This window comes from Leclercia sp. GHBNCSD (assembly GCF_055805075.1).
On the sequence record NZ_JBQVYO010000001.1, the window covers coordinates 3,906,285 to 3,925,565 of the forward strand.

A 19,281-nucleotide genomic window follows, 5' to 3' on the forward strand; every position below is an offset into this window, starting at 1 on the left:
TCCTGAGCGTGATGTTGTTCACAATTCACTCATGGCATAACACCAAAGGGGAAGGGCCGGGGTGCTGATTTTGATCAAAAAATGGCGTAAGCCTTAAACAAAAATGACAAAATGCCTGAAAGCGCGCAGCGAACATCGCTTTACGCGGCTTTCAGGCAGCGGATTAACATTAAATGCGGAAATGACCGGCGGTTTCAGCGAGGTCGCCTGCCTGACCCTGAAGGGCGCTGGCGGCGGCAGCCGACTGCACCACCAGTTCGGCGTTTTGCTGCACCATACTGTCCAGATTGAGCACCGCGCGGTTAATCTCCTGAATGCCTTTCATCTGCTCGCTGGTCGCCACGGTGATCTCCCGCATGATCCCCGACATGCTGCCAATGCTGGTGACGATCTCATTCATGCTCTGCCCGGCAAGATGCACATAGCGCGAACCGGTCGCCACGCTGTCGGTGGTGGAGTCGATCAGGCTTTTGATCTCTTTTGCCGCCTGGGCGCTGCGGCTGGCGAGATTGCGCACTTCGCCCGCCACCACGGCAAAGCCGCGCCCTTGCTCACCGGCACGCGCCGCTTCAACCGAGGCGTTCAGCGCCAGAATGTTGGTCTGGAAAGCAATGCCGTCAATCACGCTGGTGATATCGCCAATTTTGGTTGAAGCGGCTTCGATGGACTGCATGGTGGTGATCGCCTGCGACACCACGTTGCCGCCCCGCGTCGCGGCCTCGGCAGCTTTGCCCGCCTGCTCGTTCGCCACGGCGGCAGATTCGGTGGACTGCGCCACGGAGGCGGTGATCTGCTCTACGGCGCTGGCGGTTTCACGCAGGCTGGAGGCGGCCCGCTCGGTGCGGCCAGAGAGATCCTGGTTCCCGGCGGCAATCTCCTGGGCGGCGTTCTTCACCGAGGCGCTGGCGTCGCGCAACTGCACCATCACCACCGCGAGTTTATCGCTGAAGGCGTTAAAGGCATGGGCGATCTGCGCCACCTCATCATCACCTTTCTCCGGCAGACGCTGGGAGAGATCGTTGGTGCCGTTGGCAATGGCGTGCATCGCATCGCGAATATCCGACAGGCGCTTAAGCAGGCGGGCAATCACGAAATGCACAACCACCGCGCTGAGCAGCACCAGCACAACCAGCGACAGGGAGGAAGCTTTCAGCAGGGTACGCATACCTGTCGTCGCATCATCGCTGTCAAGCGCGACAATCAGCTGCCACTGGGTACCGGCAATCGGGGTTGCGGCGAAGGTTTTCGCCACGCCGTTGTACTCCCCCTCGGCGCTGTTGCCATTCTTCAGCGCAGCCAGATCGACGCCGCTGATGACCGCTTTAAAAGGCTTTAAGGTCAGCTCGGGATCGCTGGCAGCGATGACCGAACCCTCGCTGTCAACCAGCAGCCCGCTGCTGGCTGGCGTCGGATGGATGCCGCGCACGTTGGCGATCACGCTGTCCATCGCCACATCGCCCGCCAGCACCGCTTTCAGCTCGCCGTTCTCTTTCACCGGCACGGCGAAAGTGACCACCAGCTTTTTGGTGCCGGTATCCACATACGGGGCGGTGACGATGGCGCGATCCTCTCTCACCGCCTGCTGATACCACGGACGCACCGTTGGATCGTAGTCGGCAGGTACACCCTCAGGATTGGAAAACTTCGCGGTTTTGCTGGCGTAGCCGGCATAGACGTTGATAAACCCGCCCGCCTGCGCCAGCTGTTTAAACATCGGTACCGGATCGTCGCTCAGGACGACGTTCTGCAGGGAGTTGATCACCAGCGTCTTGCTGCTGACCCAGTCGGCAATCGCCATGCTGTGGCTGGCGCTGGTGCTGGCCAGTATCGAACGTTGGGACTGTTGATTATCCTGACGCGTGACCTGGAAATTAATCACGGTATTCAGTAAAAGCGCGGCGATCAGACATCCGATCGTCGCCGCAATAATACGAGCGCGAATTGACCTGAACATAATGAAATACCTGCTGTGTTGTTGTAAAAAGCCTATCGGCATCGGGCAGGCAAACTTGAAGCTGGAACCGCGCTCATAAGAAAAAAATATTTTTGTTAATGCATTATTAGAAAGTTAATAGTTTATCCGCGGATAGCGTCCACTGCGCCAGCTCCACCAGGGTGCCAATCTCCACCCCGTCGATCAGCGGCAGGGCGCTGATACCGCGGCCATCGGCGCAGGTTTTGCACAGCTTCACCGGCACGTTCTGCGCCGTCAGGATCTCCAGCATCTGCTGGATATTGTAGCCCTCCGCCGGTTTTTGCCCCCGCAGTCCGGCTGTGACCGCGTCGGACATCAAAAACAGGCGCAGATCCAGGTCGCTCTCCTGCTCGCGTAAGGCAATCGCCAGTCGCAGGCTGTTGAACAGCGATTCGCTGCCATAGGCCGCACCGTTAGCGACAATCACAATCTTCTGCATGTTGACTCCTGAATAATGAAAAGGCATGAAAATTGCTTCTCTCTTCGGCAGACACTGACCCGGGAGAGTAAGCATGACGATAAACAGAGGCCGTCCACCCGGCGCCACGGAATGGTTCCAGCAGGCCAGGCTGCTGCGTAAACAGCAGCTGTGCAAGCTGGCACAACTGGGCACGCTGGTGAGCCGGATCAGCCATCTTGCGCACATGCTACAGTGCGAGCGGGGCGCCTCCAACATCTGGCTCTGTTCCGAAGGGGCGCTCTATGCCCTGGAGTGTAAAGCCAGCCGCGCGCTGGTAGACGAGCATGTGCAGGCGCTGCACCAGGCGCTCGGCTCGCCGGTGATGGCCAGCGGTGCCCTGTGCGAGCGGGTGGCCAACGCCCTGCAAAGTCTGGAGCAGCTTCCCGCGCTGCGTGAGGCCATTACGGCTTGCGCGCTGCCCGCTACGGCGGCGATGGAGCGTTATAGCCGTATGCTGCGAAACCTGCTCAGTATTGTGCCGCAACTCAATGACAGCATTGATAACCCGCAAATCGCGGGCAGATTTGTCGCGCTCTATAGCCTGATGCAGGGCAAAGAGCTGGTGGGGCAGGAGCGGGCGCTGGGAGCGATTGGCTTTACCCAGGGCTTTTTCAGCGATGAGATGCGCCAGACGCTGGTAGACAGAATCGACGGCCAGCAAACCTGTTTCGAGGTCTTCCTCTCCCTGACCCCTCCCAGCCTGCACGATCCTTTCAACCTCAGCGTACCGGGGGCGGAGGTCGAACAGCTGCGGCGGCTGGCCTGTACCCGGCAACCCGCCGCGGATCAGGGGGTGCTGGCGCTGCACTGGTTCTCGCTGCAAACCGAACGCCTCGAACATCTGCGCACCCTGGAGGAGATGCAGATCGCCGATCTGATGCTGGCGGTGGAGTCGCTGATTAGCCAGGCTGACGACGAGCCGCCCGCAGAGCCGCAGACGGCGGAGCCGCTGGCCCTCTATCCGCAAAAACCGCTGCTGCCGCTGGTGCGCCAGCAGGCGCAGGAGATCGAGCAGCTCTCCCGCCAGCTGGCCTCGATGCGCGACACGCTGGAGGAGCGCAAGGTGATCGACAAGGCCAAAAGCGTGTTGATGACCCATCAGCAGATGAGTGAGGAGCAGGCCTGGTGCCAGCTGCGCAAGATGGCGATGGATAAAAATCAACGGATGGTGGATATCGCCCGCGCGTTGCTGACGGTCAAAGCCCTGTGGCAGCAGTAAATGCACCCCGGATGGGCAACGCCTGCATGGTTGAGGTGCGTTCTCGCTGTCGGCAGGCAGAAAAACCCCGTTATTTAAGCCTTTAAAACCTGGCATCACCCTTGCATTAATCAACATAACAATTCTGACGACGCGCCAACGGCGGTGTGTCGTTTTTGAGGATAAAGGCGTCCTGCGGTGCTTCGGCACTGCCGGGCGCTTTTTTTTGCCATTTTTTCAGGAGTGAGCATGGTGGAATGGACAAGACGGCGTTTTTTACAGGCCAGTGCGCTGGCGGGCGGGACGCTGATGGTGCCGGGATTGATGCAGAGCGCATGGGCCGCGGGCTCCGATAAACCGGAGCTGGAGACGGTGCGCGTCGGCTTTATCCCGCTGACCGACTGCGCGCCGCTGGCGATCGCGGCCTGGAAAGGGTTCGATAAGAAATATGGCTTCACCCTGGTGCCGAGCAAAGAGGCGAGCTGGGCGGCGGTGCGCGACAAGCTGGTGGCCGGGGAGCTGGACGCAGCGCACATTCTCTATGGCCTGCTGTATGGCCTGGAGTTGGGGATCGCCGGTAAACCTAAACCGATGGCCAACCTGATGACCCTCAACCGGAACGGGCAGGCGATCACCCTGTCGAGCGATCTGGCTCAACAGGGCGTGCGCGACGTCGAGGGGCTGAAGAAGCTCATCGCCCGGGAGGCACCGGGCACCTACACCTTCGCCCACACCTTTCCCACCGGCACCCATGCCATGTGGCTCTACTACTGGCTGGCGAGCGCAGGCATCAACCCCTTCGACGACGTGCGCACCGTGGTGGTGCCGCCGCCGCAGATGGTGATGAACATGCGCATCGGCAATATGGTTGGCTTTTGTGTCGGCGAGCCGTGGAACGCCCGCGCTATTAACGATCGCATCGGCTTTACCGCCGCCACCTCCCAGTCCATCTGGCCGGAACATCCGGAAAAAGTGCTCGGCACCCGCCACGAGTGGGTAGAGCAATATCCGAACACGGCCCGGGCGCTGGTCAGCGCCCTGCTGGAGGCCCAGCGCTGGATCGACGCCTCACCGCAGAACAAAGAGGAGACCGCGCAGCTGCTGGCCCGGCGCGCCTGGCTCAACACCAAAGAGCAGTACCTCACTGGCCGGATGCTGGGCGAATACGACAGCGGAACCGGCAACCGCTGGCAGGATGCTAACCCGATCCGCTTCTTTGAGGAGGGGGCGGTGAGCTACCCGTGGCACTCCGACGGAATGTGGTTCCTGACCCAGTTCCGCCGCTGGGGACTGCTGAAAACCGACCCGGATTACGCCGCTATCGCCCAGCGCATCAACCGCACCGACATCTGGCAGGAGGCCGCCACTGCCGTGGGCGGCATTCGCGCACCTTCATCGCCGCTGCGCACCAGCACCTTAATGGACGGCACCGTCTGGGACGGCACCGATCCGAAGGGTTACGCCAACCGTTTCGCCATTCACCGTACAGGGGCCTGATATGAAAAATGTCAACATTAAAGCCGCACCCGCCATACCCGCCGAGCCGGTCAGCGGGGAAGTGATCGCCCTGCCGCCGGTGCAGGTCCGCCGCCGTACTCCGGGGTTTGCCCGCCGGACCAACGATCTGCTCCAGCGCATCATTCCGGCGCTGCTTGGCCTGGGATTACTGGTGATCGCCTGGCAACTGGCGGCTATCAACAGCAAAGGGTTCCCGACGCCGCTCAGCACCCTGGACTCGGCCATCACGCTGTTTGCCGATCCGTTCTACCGCGATGGCCCCAATGACATGGGAGTGGGTTGGAACGTGCTGGCCTCGTTGCAGCGTGTCGCTATCGGCTTTGGCCTGGCAGCGATCGTCGGCATCCCGCTGGGCTTTATGATTGGCCGGTTTACCTTTATGTCCCGCATGTTCACTCCGCTGATTGCGCTGCTGCGCCCGGTCAGCCCGCTGGCATGGCTGCCCATCGGCCTGCTGCTGTTCCAGAAGGCGGAGCCTGCCTCCAGCTGGACCATTTTTATCTGCTCGATCTGGCCGATGGTCATCAACACCGCCGAAGGGGTGCGCCGTATCCCGGAAGATTACCTCAACGTGGCGCGGGTGTTGCAGCTCTCCGAGTGGACGGTGATGCGCCGCATTCTCTTCCCGGCCGTGCTGCCTGCGGTGCTGACCGGGGTGCGGCTCTCCATCGGTATCGCCTGGCTGGTGATCGTCGCCGCCGAGATGCTCACCGGGGGGCTGGGGATCGGCTTCTGGATCTGGAACGAGTGGAACAACCTCAACGTCGAAAACATTCTCATCGCCATCGTCATTATCGGCGTGGTGGGTTTGCTGCTGGAGCAGGGGCTGATGCTCATCGCCCGCCGTTTCAGCTGGCAGGAAAAATAAGGAGCACATGATGAAACCTCTCATTCAGGTCCAGGCCGTCAGCCAGCGTTTTTCCACCGCCAGCGGCGAGTTTCTGGCGTTGCAGAACGTCTCTTTTGATATTCACGAAGGGGAGACCATCAGCCTGATCGGCCACTCCGGCTGCGGCAAATCGACGCTGCTGAACCTGATCGCCGGCATCACCCTGCCGACGGAAGGTGGGCTTCTCTGCGATAACCGCGAGATCGCCGGGCCAGGGCCGGAGCGGGCGGTGGTGTTCCAGAACCACTCCCTGCTGCCGTGGCTCACCTGCTTCGACAACGTAGCGCTGGCGGTGGATCAGGTGTTCCGCCGCAGCATGAGCAAAGCCGAGCGGCGGGAGTGGATCGAACACAACCTCGAGCGGGTGCAGATGGGGCACGCCATCCACAAGCGGCCGGGGGAGATCTCCGGCGGCATGAAGCAGCGGGTGGGGATTGCCCGCGCCCTGGCGATGAAGCCAAAAGTGCTGCTGATGGATGAGCCGTTCGGCGCCCTCGATGCTCTGACTCGTGCCCATCTGCAGGATTCGGTGATGCACATTCAGCAGGAGCTGAACACCACCATCGTGCTGATCACCCATGACGTGGACGAAGCGGTGCTGCTCTCGGATCGGGTGCTGATGATGACCAACGGCCCGGCGGCGACGGTAGGGGAGATTTTGCGCGTTGACCTGCCGCGCCCGCGCAACCGGGTGCAGCTGGCGGAGGAGAGCCGCTATCACCATATGCGCCAGCAGATCCTGCACTTCCTCTATGAAAAACAGCCGAAAGCGGCCTGAGGAGCATAACCATGCGCCTGGTCATCATTGGAAACGGACTGGCGGCAACGCGGCTGGTTGAGTCATTGACCGAGCGCGCGCCAGGCCGCTTTGAGATCACCCTCATCGGCGAGGAGGGCGTACACGCCTACAACCGCATACAGCTTTCGCCGGTGCTGGGGGGCGAGAAAGAGGCGGCGGCGACACAGCTTCACGATGAGAGCTGGTATCGGACGCGCGGCATCACCGTGGTGTGCGGCGAGCGGGTGCGGGCAGTGGATATCAGCGCCCGAACGCTGCGTACTTACAGCCGACAGTTCGTATGGGATGAACTGGTCTTTGCCACCGGTTCCCGGCCGTTTGTGCCGCCCATCCCCGGCAGCCATCTGCCCCACGTCTTCACCTTTCGCACCCTGGAGGATGTGAACGCCATTCTGGCGATGCCCGGCCCGGCGGTGGTGCTGGGGGGCGGGGTACTCGGCGTGGAAGCCGCCGCAGCATTAAGACAGCAAGGTGACAATGTCACGTTAGTCCATCGCGGTCCGTGGCTGATGGAGCAGCAGCTCGACCAGCAGGCGGGTCTGCTGCTGGAGCAGGCGCTCGGCGAGCGAGGTATCGGCTGTGAGCTGAACGCCGGGTTGTCGCAGATCGCCCCTGACAGCGTCACCCTCAGCGACGGACGCACCCTGGCCGCCACCCGGGTGGTACTGGCGACGGGCGTGTTGCCCAACATCGCCCTGGCGCAGGCAAGCCGCGTGCCGTGCGGCCGGGGGATCCTGGTGGATAACCAGATGCGCACCGCAATGGAGGGCATCAGCGCCATCGGCGAGTGCTGTGAATTAAACGGCGAGACCTGGGGGCTGGTGGCGCCGTGCCTCGCCCAGGCGGAGATCCTCGCCGTCCGTCTCGCCGGGGAGTGCGTCGCACCTTTTACCCCCACCCAAAATGGCATGCGCCTGAAGGTGACCGGTATTGAGCTGTTCAGCGCTGGCGAGGTTATCGCGCAGGAAAAAGATGCGGTGTGGACCAGCTGGGACCCGCTGACCCGCCACTACCGTCGTCTACTGGTTCGCAACGGCACGCTGGCAGGCGTGCTGCTGATGGGGGAGTGTCGCAGCGCGGCCACCCTCACCGATTTACTGGCAACGTCAGAACCCGCTCAGGCGGACTGGCTGTTCGATCGATTCACTACGCAGCCGCAGGTTGCAGGACAGAACGCTATGACAAAACCTACTCTGGTTGTGGTTGGGCACGGTATGGTCGGCCACCATTTTCTTGAAGACTGCGTCAATCGCGGTTTGCATCAGCAGTATCAGATTGTGGTCTTCGGCGAAGAGCGCTATGCCGCCTACGATCGCGTCCATCTGTCGGAATATTTTGCCGGACGCAGCGCCGACTCGCTGTCGATGGTGGCCGGAGATTTCTTTGCCGATAACGGCATTGAGCTGCGCCTCTCCCAGCCGGTGGTCGCCATCGATCGCGACGCCCGGGTGATTCGCACGGGATCAGGGCATGAAACCCACTGGGACAAGCTGGTGCTGGCGACCGGTTCGTACCCCTTTGTACCGCCGGTGCCGGGCCGGGATCTGCCGGGCTGTTTTGTCTACCGTACTCTCGACGACCTGGATAACATCGCCGCCCATGCAAAAAATTCGCGCACCGGGGTGGTGATTGGCGGCGGCCTGCTGGGGCTGGAGGCGGCCAACGCCCTGAAACAGCTTGGGCTGGATACGCACGTGGTGGAGTTTGCCCCGAACCTGATGGCGGTGCAGCTTGATAACGACGGCGCCGCGATGCTGCGCCGTAAAATTGAAGCCCTCGGCGTGGGGGTACATACCAGTAAGGCCACCACCGAAATCGCAGAAACCGACAGCGGGATGGTACTGCGCTTCGCCGACGGCAGCGAGCTGGCGACCGACATGGTGGTCTTCTCCGCCGGGATCCGCCCGCAGGATGCGCTGGCCCGGAGTTGCGGCCTGACGTTGGGCGAACGCGGGGGGATTGCCATCGACAACCAGTGCCGCACCTCGGATAGCGATGTTTTTGCTATCGGCGAATGCGCCCTCTGGGAGGGAAAAATCTACGGTCTGGTGGCGCCCGGCTACCAGATGGCGCGGGTGGCCTCCGCCGCGCTGGCGGGAGAAGAGAACGCGTTTATGGGTGCGGACATGAGCACCAAGCTGAAACTGTTAGGCGTAGATGTCGCGTCGTTCGGCGATGCCCATGGCCGCACCGCAGGGGCGCAGAGCTACCAGTGGACTCACGGCCCGCAGCAGATCTACAAGAAGATCGTGGTCAGTGCCGACAATAAAACTCTGCTTGGCGGCGTGCTGGTGGGGGATGCCAGCGAATATGCCACCCTGGTGCAGATGATGCTTAACGACATCCGCCTGCCCAACGATCCGGAAACCCTGATCCTGCCTGCGGTGGCGGGCAGCGCCCCGAAAGCGCTGGGCGTGGCGGCTCTGCCGGAGAGCGCGCAGATCTGCTCCTGCCACAACGTCAGCAAAGGCGACATCTGCCAGGCGGTGAGCAGCGGTGCCACCGACATCGGGGCGGTGAAACAGTGCACCAAAGCGGCCACCGGCTGCGGCGGGTGCAGCGCCCTGGTGAAACAGGTGATGGAGTTCCAGCTGGCGGCCCAGGGCGTGGAGGTGAAAAAGGACATCTGCGAGCACTTCGCGTACTCGCGTCAGGAGATCTACCACCTGGTGCGCGTCAACCGCATCCACACCTTTGATCAGCTTATCAGCCGCTACGGCCAGGGGCACGGGTGCGAGATCTGTAAGCCGCTGGTGGGATCGGTGCTGGCCTCCTGCTGGAACGAATATCTGCTGAAACCGGCCCATCTGCCCCTGCAGGACACCAACGACCGCTACTTTGCCAATATCCAGAAAGATGGCACCTACTCCATTGTGCCGCGCATGGCCGCCGGGGAGGTCACCGCCGACGGGCTGATCGCCATCGGCCAGATCGCCAAACGCTATCAGCTCTACAGCAAAATTACCGGCGGGCAGCGTATCGACCTGTTTGGCGCCCGGCTGGAGCAGCTCCCGGAGATCTGGCAGCAGCTGATCGACGCCGGGTTTGAAACCGGCCACGCCTACGGCAAATCCCTGCGCACGGTAAAATCCTGCGTTGGCTCCACCTGGTGCCGCTATGGGGTGCAGGACTCCACCGGGCTGGCGGTGACGCTGGAGAACCGTTACAAGGGGCTGCGCGCCCCGCACAAGATCAAGATGGCCGTTTCCGGCTGCACCCGCGAGTGTGCCGAAGCCCAGAGCAAGGACGTGGGGGTGATCGCTACTGACAAGGGGTGGAACCTCTATCTCTGCGGCAACGGCGGGATGAAGCCCCGCCATGCGGATCTGTTCGCCAGCGATCTCGACGACGCCACGCTCCTGCGCTACGTCGACCGCTTCCTGATGTTCTATATTCGCACCGCCGACCGCCTGCAGCGCACCAGCACCTGGCGGGATAACCTCGAGGGCGGGCTGGCGTACCTGCGCGAGGTGATCATCGACGACAGCCTCGGCATTGCCGCCGAGCTGGAGCAGGAGATGCAGCGGGTGGTGGATACCTATCAGTGCGAATGGCAGACCACTTTGCAGGACCCGGGCCGTCTGGCGCAGTTCCGCACTCTCGACGTCGCGCCAGCATCCGCAAAACGCTGGCAGGATATCTGTACCCTGGACGAGATCCCGGAACAGGCGGGCATTGGCGCGCGTCTGGGTACACAGCCCATTGCACTGTTCCGCTTTGGTAAGGCGATTTATGCCCTGGAGGATCGCGAGCCGGGCGGCAGCGCCAGCGTATTGTCGCGCGGCATTCTCGGCGATGCCGGGGGCGAGCCGGTGGTGATCTCGCCCCTGTATAAAACGCGGATCCGCCTGCGCGACGGGCGCCATGTTGAAACCGGCGAAGTGGCGGTGCGCGCCTGGCCGGTCAGAGTCGATGGCGACCGGGTGCAGGTGGGCAGTGAAGAGCTGGTGATGCGCGCGGAGGCCTCATGACGGAAACCCAAACGACCTGTCCTTACTGCGGCGTGGGCTGCGGGGTGATCGCCCGCGTCGAAAACGGCGAGGTCAGCGTGCGCGGGGACGACAGCCATCCGGCCAACTTCGGACGGCTGTGCGTTAAAGGCTCGGCGTTGGGGGAGACCACCGGCTTAGCGGGCCGCCTGCTGCACCCGGAGGTGGACGACCAGCCGGTGAGCTGGGCACAGGCGCTGGATATCGCGGGTACGCGGCTGCGGGAGATTATTGAAAAACATGGGCCGCAGGCGGTGGCCTTTTATGCCTCCGGCCAGCTGCTGACGGAGGATTACTACGCCGCCAACAAGCTGATGAAGGGCTTTATCGGCGCGGCCAATATCGACACCAACTCCCGGCTCTGCATGTCCTCGGCGGTGGTGGGCTACAAGCGCGCCTTTGGCGAAGATGTGGTGCCGTGCAGCTACGAGGATATTGAAAAGACCGATCTGGTGGTGCTGGTGGGCTCGAACGCCGCCTGGACCCATCCGGTGCTCTATCAGCGCCTGGCGCAGGCGAAAATCGACAATCCGGCGCTGAAGGTGGTGGTGATCGACCCGCGGCGCACCGCGACCTGTGACATTGCCGATCTGCATCTGGCCCTGACGCCTGGCAGCGACGCCGGGCTGTTCGTGGGGCTGCTCAACGCGGTCGACCCCGGCCAGGCCAGCGACTGGCCGGCTGAGCGGGTGGCCGAATTTTGCGGCCTGCCGCCCGACGATGTCGCCGCCTTTTACGCCTGGTTTACCGCCGCACCGCGCGCAGTGACGCTCTATACCATGGGGATCAACCAGTCCACCAGCGGCAGCGACAAGTGCAATGCCATAATCAACGTCCATCTGGCGAGCGGAAAAATTGGGCGCGAAGGCTGCGGACCCTTTTCGCTGACCGGTCAGCCCAATGCGATGGGCGGGCGCGAGGTGGGCGGGCTGGCGAATCAGCTGGCGGCGCACATGAATTTCACGCCGGACGATTTAAGCCGCGTGGCCCGCTTCTGGGGGACGGAGCGGCTGGCGCAGACGCCGGGACTGATGGCGGTGGAGCTGTTTGAGGCCATCGCCCGCGGTGAAGTGAAGGCGGTGTGGATCATGGGTACTAACCCGGCAGTATCCCTTCCGGACAGCCATGCAGTCTGCCAGGCGCTGGCGGCCTGTCCGCTGGTGATGGTCTCCGAAGTGATGCGCGACACCGATACCAGCCGCTTCGCCCACATCCGTTTTCCGGCGCTCGGCTGGGGAGAGAAAGAGGGGACGGTGACCAACTCCGAACGGCGCATCTCCCGTCAGCGCGCCTTTTTGCCCGCGCCCGGCGAGGCGAAACCCGACTGGTGGATCATCGCCCGTATCGCGCAGAGGCTGGGCCATGGCGCGGCCTTCTCCTGGGATCATCCTCACGCCATCTTTACCGAACACGCCGCCCTGACCGCCTTTGAGAACCATGGCGAACGGCAGCTTAACCTCGCGGCCTTGACGCAGTTGACCCGCGCGCAGTGGGATGGGCTGACGCCCTGGCAGTGGCCCGTCAACCGGGAAGTATTCACCCGTGCGCACCGGGTGCCGGTCAACCCGCAGACGCATGGCGCTACGCCGAATCTGCTCTATCCCTTTACCCTCAACAGCGGACGCATGCGCGATCAGTGGCACACCATGACCCGCACCGGCTACGTGCCGCGCCTGATGCAGCACCGCGATGAACCGACCGTGGAGATCTCGCCGCAGGATGCCGCCCGGCTGGGGATGCAGGATGGACAACTGGCACGCATCAGCGCCCAGCGCGGGCTGATGGTGGTCCGGGCGCGGATCAATGACGGGCAGCGCCCCGGGGAGCTGTTTGTCCCGATGCACTGGAACAGCTGTTTTTCACGCCAGGGCAAAGTGAATGCCCTGGTAGAAGGGCGCTGCGATCCCCACTCCGGCCAGCCGGAGAGCAAACAGACTGCGGTGCGACTCATGCCGTGGCAGCCTGCCTGGCAGGGGGAGCTTTACAGCCGGGAGGAACTGACCCTGCCGACACACGTCCACTGGTGGCGCAAGGCGGCAAAGGGGGTGTCGCGCCTGACCCTGGCGGGGGACAAGCCGCTGTTGGAGTGGCTGCTGGCACACTGCGCCGGCCAGGGCTGGCAGCTGCAAATCGCGCAGACGGGCGAGCGCAGCAGCCTGCTGGCCTGGCATCAGGGAGCATTAATGCTCGGCTTCTGGCAAGACACCGCTTTGCCAGGGCTGGCGCATACTTTTATCGAAGCCGCGTTTCACGTCGCGCCGGTCGCGCTGGCGGAGCGTCACGCCCTGCTTGACGGGCAGGATCCTGGCGAGCGCAGCGATCCGGGGCGCATCATCTGTAGCTGCTTTAGCGTTGGCGAAAACGCTATCCGCGAGGCCATTGCGGGGGGATGCGACTCTGCGGCGGCGCTGGGGGCAAAATTGCGCTGCGGCACCAACTGCGGCTCCTGTGTGCCGGAGCTGAAAGCGATGCTTTCTGTGAGGGTGTAAACGCCTGGTGGCGCTGCGCTTATCAGGCCCAAAGGATGCGTAGGCCGGGTAAGCGCAGCGCCACCCGGCAATCAGGCTTCAGGATATTCCTGAAATTTCCCTTAGGGCTGAAATTTTTTCTCAGGCACGCTAAGGTGTTAACTCCGTTTTCTCTCAACACAGGCACCCTTACACGACGGTGATGGTTGTTTCCCCCCGTATTCGTTCGCTGTTTCTTCTCCTCTGTTATGCCGGAGCCGTTCACGCTGCCCCGAATTCGTTTATCCATCAGGCGCAAAATCCGTTCGATAATAATGGCGACAGCCTGCCGGACTTAGGCATGGCGACCCCGACGGGGGAAAGCGAAAAGCATCTGGCGGAGATGGCGAAAGCGTTCGGCGAAGCCAGCATGACCGACAACGGCCTGACCACCGAGGAGCAGGCCCGGCAGTTTGCCCTGGGCCAGGTGCGGGACGCCGTCAGCCAGGAGGTGAACCAGCACATTGAGTCCTGGCTTTCGCCGTGGGGCAATGCCAGCGTCGATCTGCTGGTCAATGACGAGGGGCGCTTCACCGGCAGCAAGGGGAGCTGGTTTATACCCTGGCAGGATAACAACCACTACCTCACCTGGAGTCAGCTCGGCCTGACCCAGCAGGAGGACGGCCTGGTGAGCAATGCAGGCATCGGCCAGCGCTGGGTGGCGGGCAAATGGCTGCTGGGTTACAACACCTTTTATGACAATCTGCTCGATGAAAACCTCCAGCGCGCCGGGCTCGGCGCCGAAGCCTGGGGCGAATACCTGCGCCTGTCGGCCAACTACTATCAGCCGTTTGCCAGCTGGCGTGACAGCTCGGAGGTGCAGGAGCAGCGCATGGCGCGCGGGTACGATATCAGCGCCAACGCCAGGCTGCCCTTTTATCATCACCTCAACACCAGCATCAGCTTTGAACAATATTTTGGCGACAGCGTGGATCTGTTTCACACCGGCACCGGGTATCACAATCCGCTGGCGGTCAACCTCGGGTTGAACTACACCCCGGTGCCGCTGGTGACCCTTTCCGCCGGGCATAAGCAGGGGGAGAGTGGGGTGAGCCAGAACAACCTTGGCCTGAAGCTCAACTACCGCTTCGGGGTGCCGCTGAAAAAACAACTCTCCGCCAGCGAAGTGGCTGAAAGCCGCTCCCTGCGGGGTAGCCGCTACGATCCGCCTGAGCGTCAGAACCTGCCGGTGCTGGAGTTCCGCCAGCGTAAAACGCTCTCGGTGTGGCTGGCGACGCCGCCGTGGGATCTTAAGCCTGGCGAAACGGTCATGCTGAAGCTGGATATTCGCAGCCGACACGGGGTGCGTTCCCTGCACTGGCAGGGCGATACGCAGGCGCTGAGCCTGACCTCACCGGCGAAGGCCAGTGACAGCGAAGGCTGGAGTATTATCCTGCCGGCGTGGGACAGCAGTGAGGGGGCGAGCAACCGCTGGCGGCTGTCGGTGGTGGTGGAAGATGAAGCGGGGCAGCGTGTCTCTTCCAATGAGATCACGCTTGCCCTGACGGAGCCGCTACTGGCGCTGCCAGAGGAGGATCCGCGCTGGACGCTGCTGCCGGAGGAGTAAACTCAGAAAATGCGCTCCTGGTGTACCCAGACCGCCGCTTCCACCCGTGACTTCAGCTTCATCTTCTTCAGCATATGCTTCACATGGACTTTGACCGTGCTTTCGGTGATGTCCAGACGGCGGGCGATCATCTTGTTTGGCAATCCCTGGGCAATGAGCTTGAGGATATCGCGCTCGCGCGGGGTCAACTGGCTGACGTCGCGATCGGAGGTGGCACGGTTGGCGCGCAGGCTGGCCGCCAGTACCGGGGTCAACGCTTCGCTCAGCACCATGTCGCCAGCCGCCGCCTGTTGCAGCGATTTCAGCAGATCTTCCGGTTCCATGTCTTTCAGCAGGTAGCCGTCGGCGCCACGTTTCAGGGCGGTGACCACATCCTCTTCATGGTTGGAGACGCTGAAGACCACCACGCGCCCGGAGAGCGATTTTTCGCGCAGCTTATCCAGGGTTTCGAGGCCGTTCATGCCGGGCATATTCAGGTCGAGCAGGATCAAGTCAGGATCGAGGGCCTCGGCCAGTTCAATGCCCTGTTCCCCGTTGCTGGCTTCGCCCACGACGGTGATATCCGACGCCATGCTGATAAGTTGTTTAACACCGGTGCGCAGCATCGGATGGTCGTCGATCAACAGGATTGTAGCGGGCTCCTGATTAGACATGATGTTCTCCTTGAGCAGTGAAAAGAGGCTTTTCGGGAATAAAGGTGACGATAACGTCCGTTCCGCCCGATTCGCTCCGGCGGACCTGACAATCTCCGCGCAGGCTTTGCGCGCGGTCTCGCATAATAATCAGACCATAGTGGTTACTGCGTTCGGCGTTTTCCGGGATCCCGCAGCCGTTGTCACGCACCACCAGCCTGACCTGGTTTTCGTGCTGGCTCACGGTGAGCGAGACCGCCGTCGCCCCGGCGTGTTTCAGGGCGTTGCTTAACGCCTCCCGGGCGATCTGCAGCAGATGAATAGCCTGATGAGAGGGCACGAAACGGGGTGGTAGCTGATAGTCCAGCGAGACGGTGAAGCCGAGCCGGGCGCTAAACTCCTGACAGCTGGCCTCCAGGGCAGGCCGCAGGCCGGGCTCCGTCAATTGCAGGCGGAAGGTGGTCAGCAGTTCACGCAATTGTATCCAGGAGGTGTTCAGCTCGTTGCGGATCTGGCTCAGAAGCTGCTTGCTGCTCTCCGGCAGATCCGTGTCCTGCATCTGTAGACAGCTGACCTGCATCTTCATGCAGGAGAGGGACTGGGCGATAGAGTCATGCAGTTCGCGGGCAATGGTGGCGCGCTCTTCCATCACAATCAACTGCTGCTGTTTTTCCTGATGACGGTCGAGGGCTAACGTCGCGGTCAGCTGCTCCACCAGCGTATCGACCAGCTGCTGCTGATCGTGGCTGAGATGACGTCCGGCGGGCAGCGTTGCCAGTAAGATGCCATATTGCGTCAGGTTATCTGCCAGGCGCCACTTCAGGGTTGTCCCGCTGGTGGTCAGCGGCGGCAGGCCGCGCGGGCAGAGGTGGCAGCCAATTTCATCGCAGCTGGCATCCGACTGACAGGTAAATTCCTGATGATTCTCTTCATCTTCCAGGTCGTATACGCGCAGTTCGATGTCGTGCAGCTGGGTCAGATTCTGCAGGCCGTTAAGCACCGGCGAGAGGCGCTCGCACAGCGGCACCTGGGAGTGCAGGCGGCGGTTGGCCTGCCAGAGGAAGGAGAGGATCTCGTTTTTCTGCTCCAGCCCGGCGGTTTTTTCACGCACGCGCTGCTCCAGCACCGCATAACTCTCGGCCAGCTCGCCGGACATGGTGTTCAGCGCCTCGCCGAGCATCGCCATCTCATTGCGTCCGTTGATGTGGGCGCGCTGGGTAAAATCACGCTGGGTCACGGCGCGGGCCATCGCCAGCAGCTGGCGCCAGGGGTGCAACAGCCGGGCGCGCAGCCAGAGGATGGTGAAGACCAGCAGCAACCCCATGAAGACCGCCATCAGTTGCTGCAACAATACTACCCGGCCGATACGCAGCTCGGTGCTGTGATCGAACGCCGAAACCAGAGTATCCAGACGGCTGACAAAGCCGGAGACATCCTGGGCTACCGCATCCGGATTACGCGCCTGTCGCAGCCCGGGCATTAACTGGGTATGCCAGTAAGTCTGCAGGGCCTTCAACTGCGCCTGCTGACGATCGCGGCGGGCGGCGATTTCCAGTTCGGGGCTGAACGCCGTTGCTTCCATTTCGTCGAGTAACGCCTGGTCTTTGGCTTCCAGTGGGATGGCCGCCAGCAGGCGATAACTCTGCATACGCAGTGAACCGGCCTTATTAATGGCGTGCGCGCTGCCCTGAACGCCCTGAACCAGCCAGCCGGAGATCGCCATCCCTGTCACCCCGATCCCGGTAGACAGCATGACAATCAGCACCAGTTGGTTAACCAGCGTGAGTGGTGAAAAACAGCGTTTAAACATAGGGCAGTCTGGCTCCTGACAATGCCTGGACTCGGCAAGAACTCTATTCTCAGGCAACCCCTGGAGTATACCCATACCCCAAAAGGATTACCTACTAATTGCCATTGGAGGGGTGAATGGGAGGAGAGGGGTAAGCGGGGGGAGCAGTACCGTGAAAAACCACACCTTTTTCACTGAAAAGCGCTACTCACTTTGGAGGATAGCGATTTTCAGGCCATAAAATTGCCCACCTTCCCATTGATTTATATCAACTTCCTGTCGGCTTAAAACCCTGATCTTTGTGGCAACTTTTAAGAATCAGAGGTGTCTATGAGTCACTCTACTACCCCCGAAAGGGATTCTGGCGCAGTCATTACCGAGTGGCGTCCGGAAGATCCGGCGTTCTGGCAACAGCGCGGCAAACGTGTAGCAAGTCGTAATCTGTGGATTTCCGTTCCCTGTCTGCTGCTGGCGTTCTGCGTCTGGATGCTGTTCAGCGCCGTCGCCGTTAACCTGCCGAAAGTGGGCTTCACGTTTACCACCGATCAGCTGTTTATGTTAACCGCGCTGCCTGCGCTCTCCGGCGCACTGCTGCGTGTCCCTTATGCCTTTATGGTACCGGTGTTCGGCGGACGCCGCTGGACCGCGTTCAGTACCGGCATCATGATCATTCCGTGCGTCTGGCTCGGCTTTGCGGTACAGGATACCTCTACACCGTTTAGCACCTTCGTGATCATCTCTCTGCTGTGCGGCTTTGCAGGGGCAAACTTTGCCTCCAGCATGGCGAACATCAGCTTCTTCTTCCCGAAACAGAAGCAGGGCGGGGCGCTGGGGATCAACGGCGGCCTGGGCAACATGGGCGTCAGCGTAATGCAGCTGATTGCGCCGCTGGCGATCTCGGTCCCTATCTTTGCGGCCTTTGGTGGCGCAGGCGTGGAGCAGGCTGATGGCTCGTACCTGTTCCTGCAGAATGCGGCGTGGATCTGGGTACCGTTCCTGGTGGTCTTTACCCTGGCCGCATGGTTTGGCATGAACGACCTGGCGGCATCGAAAGCGTCGCTCAGCGAACAGCTGCCGGTGCTGAAGCGCGCCCACCTGTGGATCATGGCGCTGCTCTATCTGGCAACGTTCGGCTCCTTTATCGGCTTCTCTGCCGGGTTTGCGATGCTGTCCAAAACCCAGTTCCCGGATGTGCAGATCCTGCACTACGCCTTCTTCGGGCCGTTTATTGGTGCCCTGGCACGCTCTACCGGCGGGATGATCTCTGACCGTCTGGGCGGCACCCGCGTCACGCTGGTGAACTTTGTGGTGATGGCTATCTTCTGTGCCCTGCTGTTTATGACCCTGCCGGTAAACGGCGTGGGCGGCAACTTCGGCGCCTTCTTCGCGGTCTTTATGGTGCTGTTCCTGACCGCCGGGCTGGGGAGTGCCTCTACTTTCCAGATGATTTCGGTGATCTTCCGTAAACTGACGATGGATCGCGTTAAAGCGCAGGGCGGCACTGAGCAGCAGGCGATGCGTGAGGCGGCTACTGACACCGCAGCCGCACTGGGCTTTATCTCAGCGATCGGCGCGATTGGCGGGTTCTTTATTCCGAAAGCTTTTGGTATCTCGCTGGATCTGACCGGCTCGCCGGCGGGTGCGATGAAGGTGTTCCTGATTTTCTATATCGTCTGCGTGTTTGTCACCTGGCTGGTATACGGACGGAATTCTAATAAAAAGTAAGTTTGATTATCCGTTTGCGCGGCCTGGTGCCGCGCTTTTTTTAGCCTGCAATTAGTTACAACATACTTGAAGGGTGAGCCGCCGTTAGCATGCGGCCACTGTGATCGCCATCGCTAAACAGGCTTACCTACCCCTTAATACCGCTGGGGTTAAATGTTACGCGCGCTTTTGTAGGATAAATAAATAATGACCATATAAAACAGTAAGTTACATTATTGTATTCTGTACCGCTT

General features: G+C 61.6%; 12 protein-coding genes. 8 read left to right on the forward strand and 4 right to left on the reverse strand.

Going from position 1 to position 19,281, the window contains the following annotated elements:
* Positions 1–169: 169 nt before the first annotated feature.
* Together ACT3IC_RS18715 and ychN are read right to left on the reverse strand one after the other, a co-directional pair.
* A complete protein-coding gene (locus ACT3IC_RS18715; RefSeq protein WP_473478570.1) occupies positions 170–1,954 on the reverse strand; it encodes a methyl-accepting chemotaxis protein in 1,785 nt (594 codons plus the stop codon).
* Between the two features lie 106 nt (positions 1,955–2,060).
* Positions 2,061–2,414: a DsrE/F sulfur relay family protein YchN gene (ychN, locus tag ACT3IC_RS18720; protein ID WP_103179941.1), complete on the reverse strand. Its 354-nt coding sequence runs from the start codon at positions 2,412–2,414 to the stop codon at positions 2,061–2,063.
* A gap of 73 nt (positions 2,415–2,487) precedes the next feature.
* Here ychN and nasR point away from each other — a divergent pair, with 73 nt between their 5' ends.
* The 7 genes from nasR (at position 2,488) to ACT3IC_RS18755 (ending at position 14,902) form a co-directional block, all read left to right on the forward strand.
* Entirely contained in the window at positions 2,488–3,654 is a 1,167-nt protein-coding gene (gene nasR, locus ACT3IC_RS18725) for a nitrate regulatory protein NasR (RefSeq protein ID WP_103179940.1), read from the forward strand.
* A 228-nt stretch (positions 3,655–3,882) separates the two neighbouring features.
* Positions 3,883–5,130 (forward strand): CmpA/NrtA family ABC transporter substrate-binding protein, encoded by a 1,248-nt coding sequence (locus ACT3IC_RS18730; RefSeq protein ID WP_263950660.1) that lies wholly within the window; start codon positions 3,883–3,885, stop codon positions 5,128–5,130.
* A 1-nt stretch (position 5,131) separates the two neighbouring features.
* Positions 5,132–6,019 (forward strand): nitrate ABC transporter permease, encoded by an 888-nt coding sequence (ntrB, locus tag ACT3IC_RS18735; RefSeq protein WP_180210497.1) that lies wholly within the window; start codon positions 5,132–5,134, stop codon positions 6,017–6,019.
* Between the two features lie 10 nt (positions 6,020–6,029).
* Entirely contained in the window at positions 6,030–6,818 is a 789-nt protein-coding gene (locus ACT3IC_RS18740) for an ABC transporter ATP-binding protein (RefSeq protein ID WP_103179937.1), read from the forward strand.
* A gap of 11 nt (positions 6,819–6,829) precedes the next feature.
* On the forward strand, positions 6,830–10,810 hold the full coding sequence (gene nirB / locus ACT3IC_RS18745; protein WP_473478574.1) for a nitrite reductase large subunit NirB: 3,981 nt from the start codon (positions 6,830–6,832) through the stop codon (positions 10,808–10,810).
* A complete protein-coding gene (locus ACT3IC_RS18750) occupies positions 10,807–13,317 on the forward strand; it encodes a nitrate reductase (protein WP_420193687.1) in 2,511 nt (836 codons plus the stop codon). The genes nirB and ACT3IC_RS18750 overlap by 4 nt, the downstream gene beginning before the upstream one ends.
* A gap of 181 nt (positions 13,318–13,498) precedes the next feature.
* Positions 13,499–14,902: a YchO/YchP family invasin gene (locus ACT3IC_RS18755; protein WP_156654665.1), complete on the forward strand. Its 1,404-nt coding sequence runs from the start codon at positions 13,499–13,501 to the stop codon at positions 14,900–14,902.
* A 2-nt stretch (positions 14,903–14,904) separates the two neighbouring features.
* Here ACT3IC_RS18755 and narL read toward each other — a convergent pair whose 3' ends face one another.
* On the reverse strand, positions 14,905–15,555 hold the full coding sequence (gene narL, locus ACT3IC_RS18760) for a two-component system response regulator NarL (protein ID WP_032611305.1): 651 nt from the start codon (positions 15,553–15,555) through the stop codon (positions 14,905–14,907).
* A complete protein-coding gene (narX, locus tag ACT3IC_RS18765) occupies positions 15,548–17,344 on the reverse strand; it encodes a nitrate/nitrite two-component system sensor histidine kinase NarX (RefSeq protein ID WP_473478579.1) in 1,797 nt (598 codons plus the stop codon). The genes narL and narX overlap by 8 nt, the downstream gene beginning before the upstream one ends.
* A gap of 309 nt (positions 17,345–17,653) precedes the next feature.
* On the opposite strand from narX, the gene ACT3IC_RS18770 reads away from it, so the two are divergent.
* On the forward strand, positions 17,654–19,048 hold the full coding sequence (locus ACT3IC_RS18770) for a NarK family nitrate/nitrite MFS transporter (RefSeq protein ID WP_473478582.1): 1,395 nt from the start codon (positions 17,654–17,656) through the stop codon (positions 19,046–19,048).
* Positions 19,049–19,281: the final 233 nt, after the last annotated feature.

Bases quoted from the DNA above. Each gene is read 5' to 3' on its own strand.
- ACT3IC_RS18770 (WP_473478582.1), top strand. From the start codon at position 17,654: ATGAGTCACTCTACTACCCCCGAAAGGGATTCTGGCGCAGTCATTACC.
- ntrB (WP_180210497.1), top strand. From the start codon at position 5,132: ATGAAAAATGTCAACATTAAAGCCGCACCCGCCATACCCGCCGAGCCG.
- ACT3IC_RS18730 (WP_263950660.1), top strand. From the start codon at position 3,883: ATGGTGGAATGGACAAGACGGCGTTTTTTACAGGCCAGTGCGCTGGCG.
- narX (WP_473478579.1), bottom strand. From the start codon at position 17,344: ATGTTTAAACGCTGTTTTTCACCACTCACGCTGGTTAACCAACTGGTG.
- narL (WP_032611305.1), bottom strand. From the start codon at position 15,555: ATGTCTAATCAGGAGCCCGCTACAATCCTGTTGATCGACGACCATCCG.
- ACT3IC_RS18755 (WP_156654665.1), top strand. From the start codon at position 13,499: ATGGTTGTTTCCCCCCGTATTCGTTCGCTGTTTCTTCTCCTCTGTTAT.
- nasR (WP_103179940.1), top strand. From the start codon at position 2,488: ATGACGATAAACAGAGGCCGTCCACCCGGCGCCACGGAATGGTTCCAG.
- ACT3IC_RS18740 (WP_103179937.1), top strand. From the start codon at position 6,030: ATGAAACCTCTCATTCAGGTCCAGGCCGTCAGCCAGCGTTTTTCCACC.
- ACT3IC_RS18750 (WP_420193687.1), top strand. From the start codon at position 10,807: ATGACGGAAACCCAAACGACCTGTCCTTACTGCGGCGTGGGCTGCGGG.
- ychN (WP_103179941.1), bottom strand. From the start codon at position 2,414: ATGCAGAAGATTGTGATTGTCGCTAACGGTGCGGCCTATGGCAGCGAA.
- ACT3IC_RS18715 (WP_473478570.1), bottom strand. From the start codon at position 1,954: ATGTTCAGGTCAATTCGCGCTCGTATTATTGCGGCGACGATCGGATGT.
- nirB (WP_473478574.1), top strand. From the start codon at position 6,830: ATGCGCCTGGTCATCATTGGAAACGGACTGGCGGCAACGCGGCTGGTT.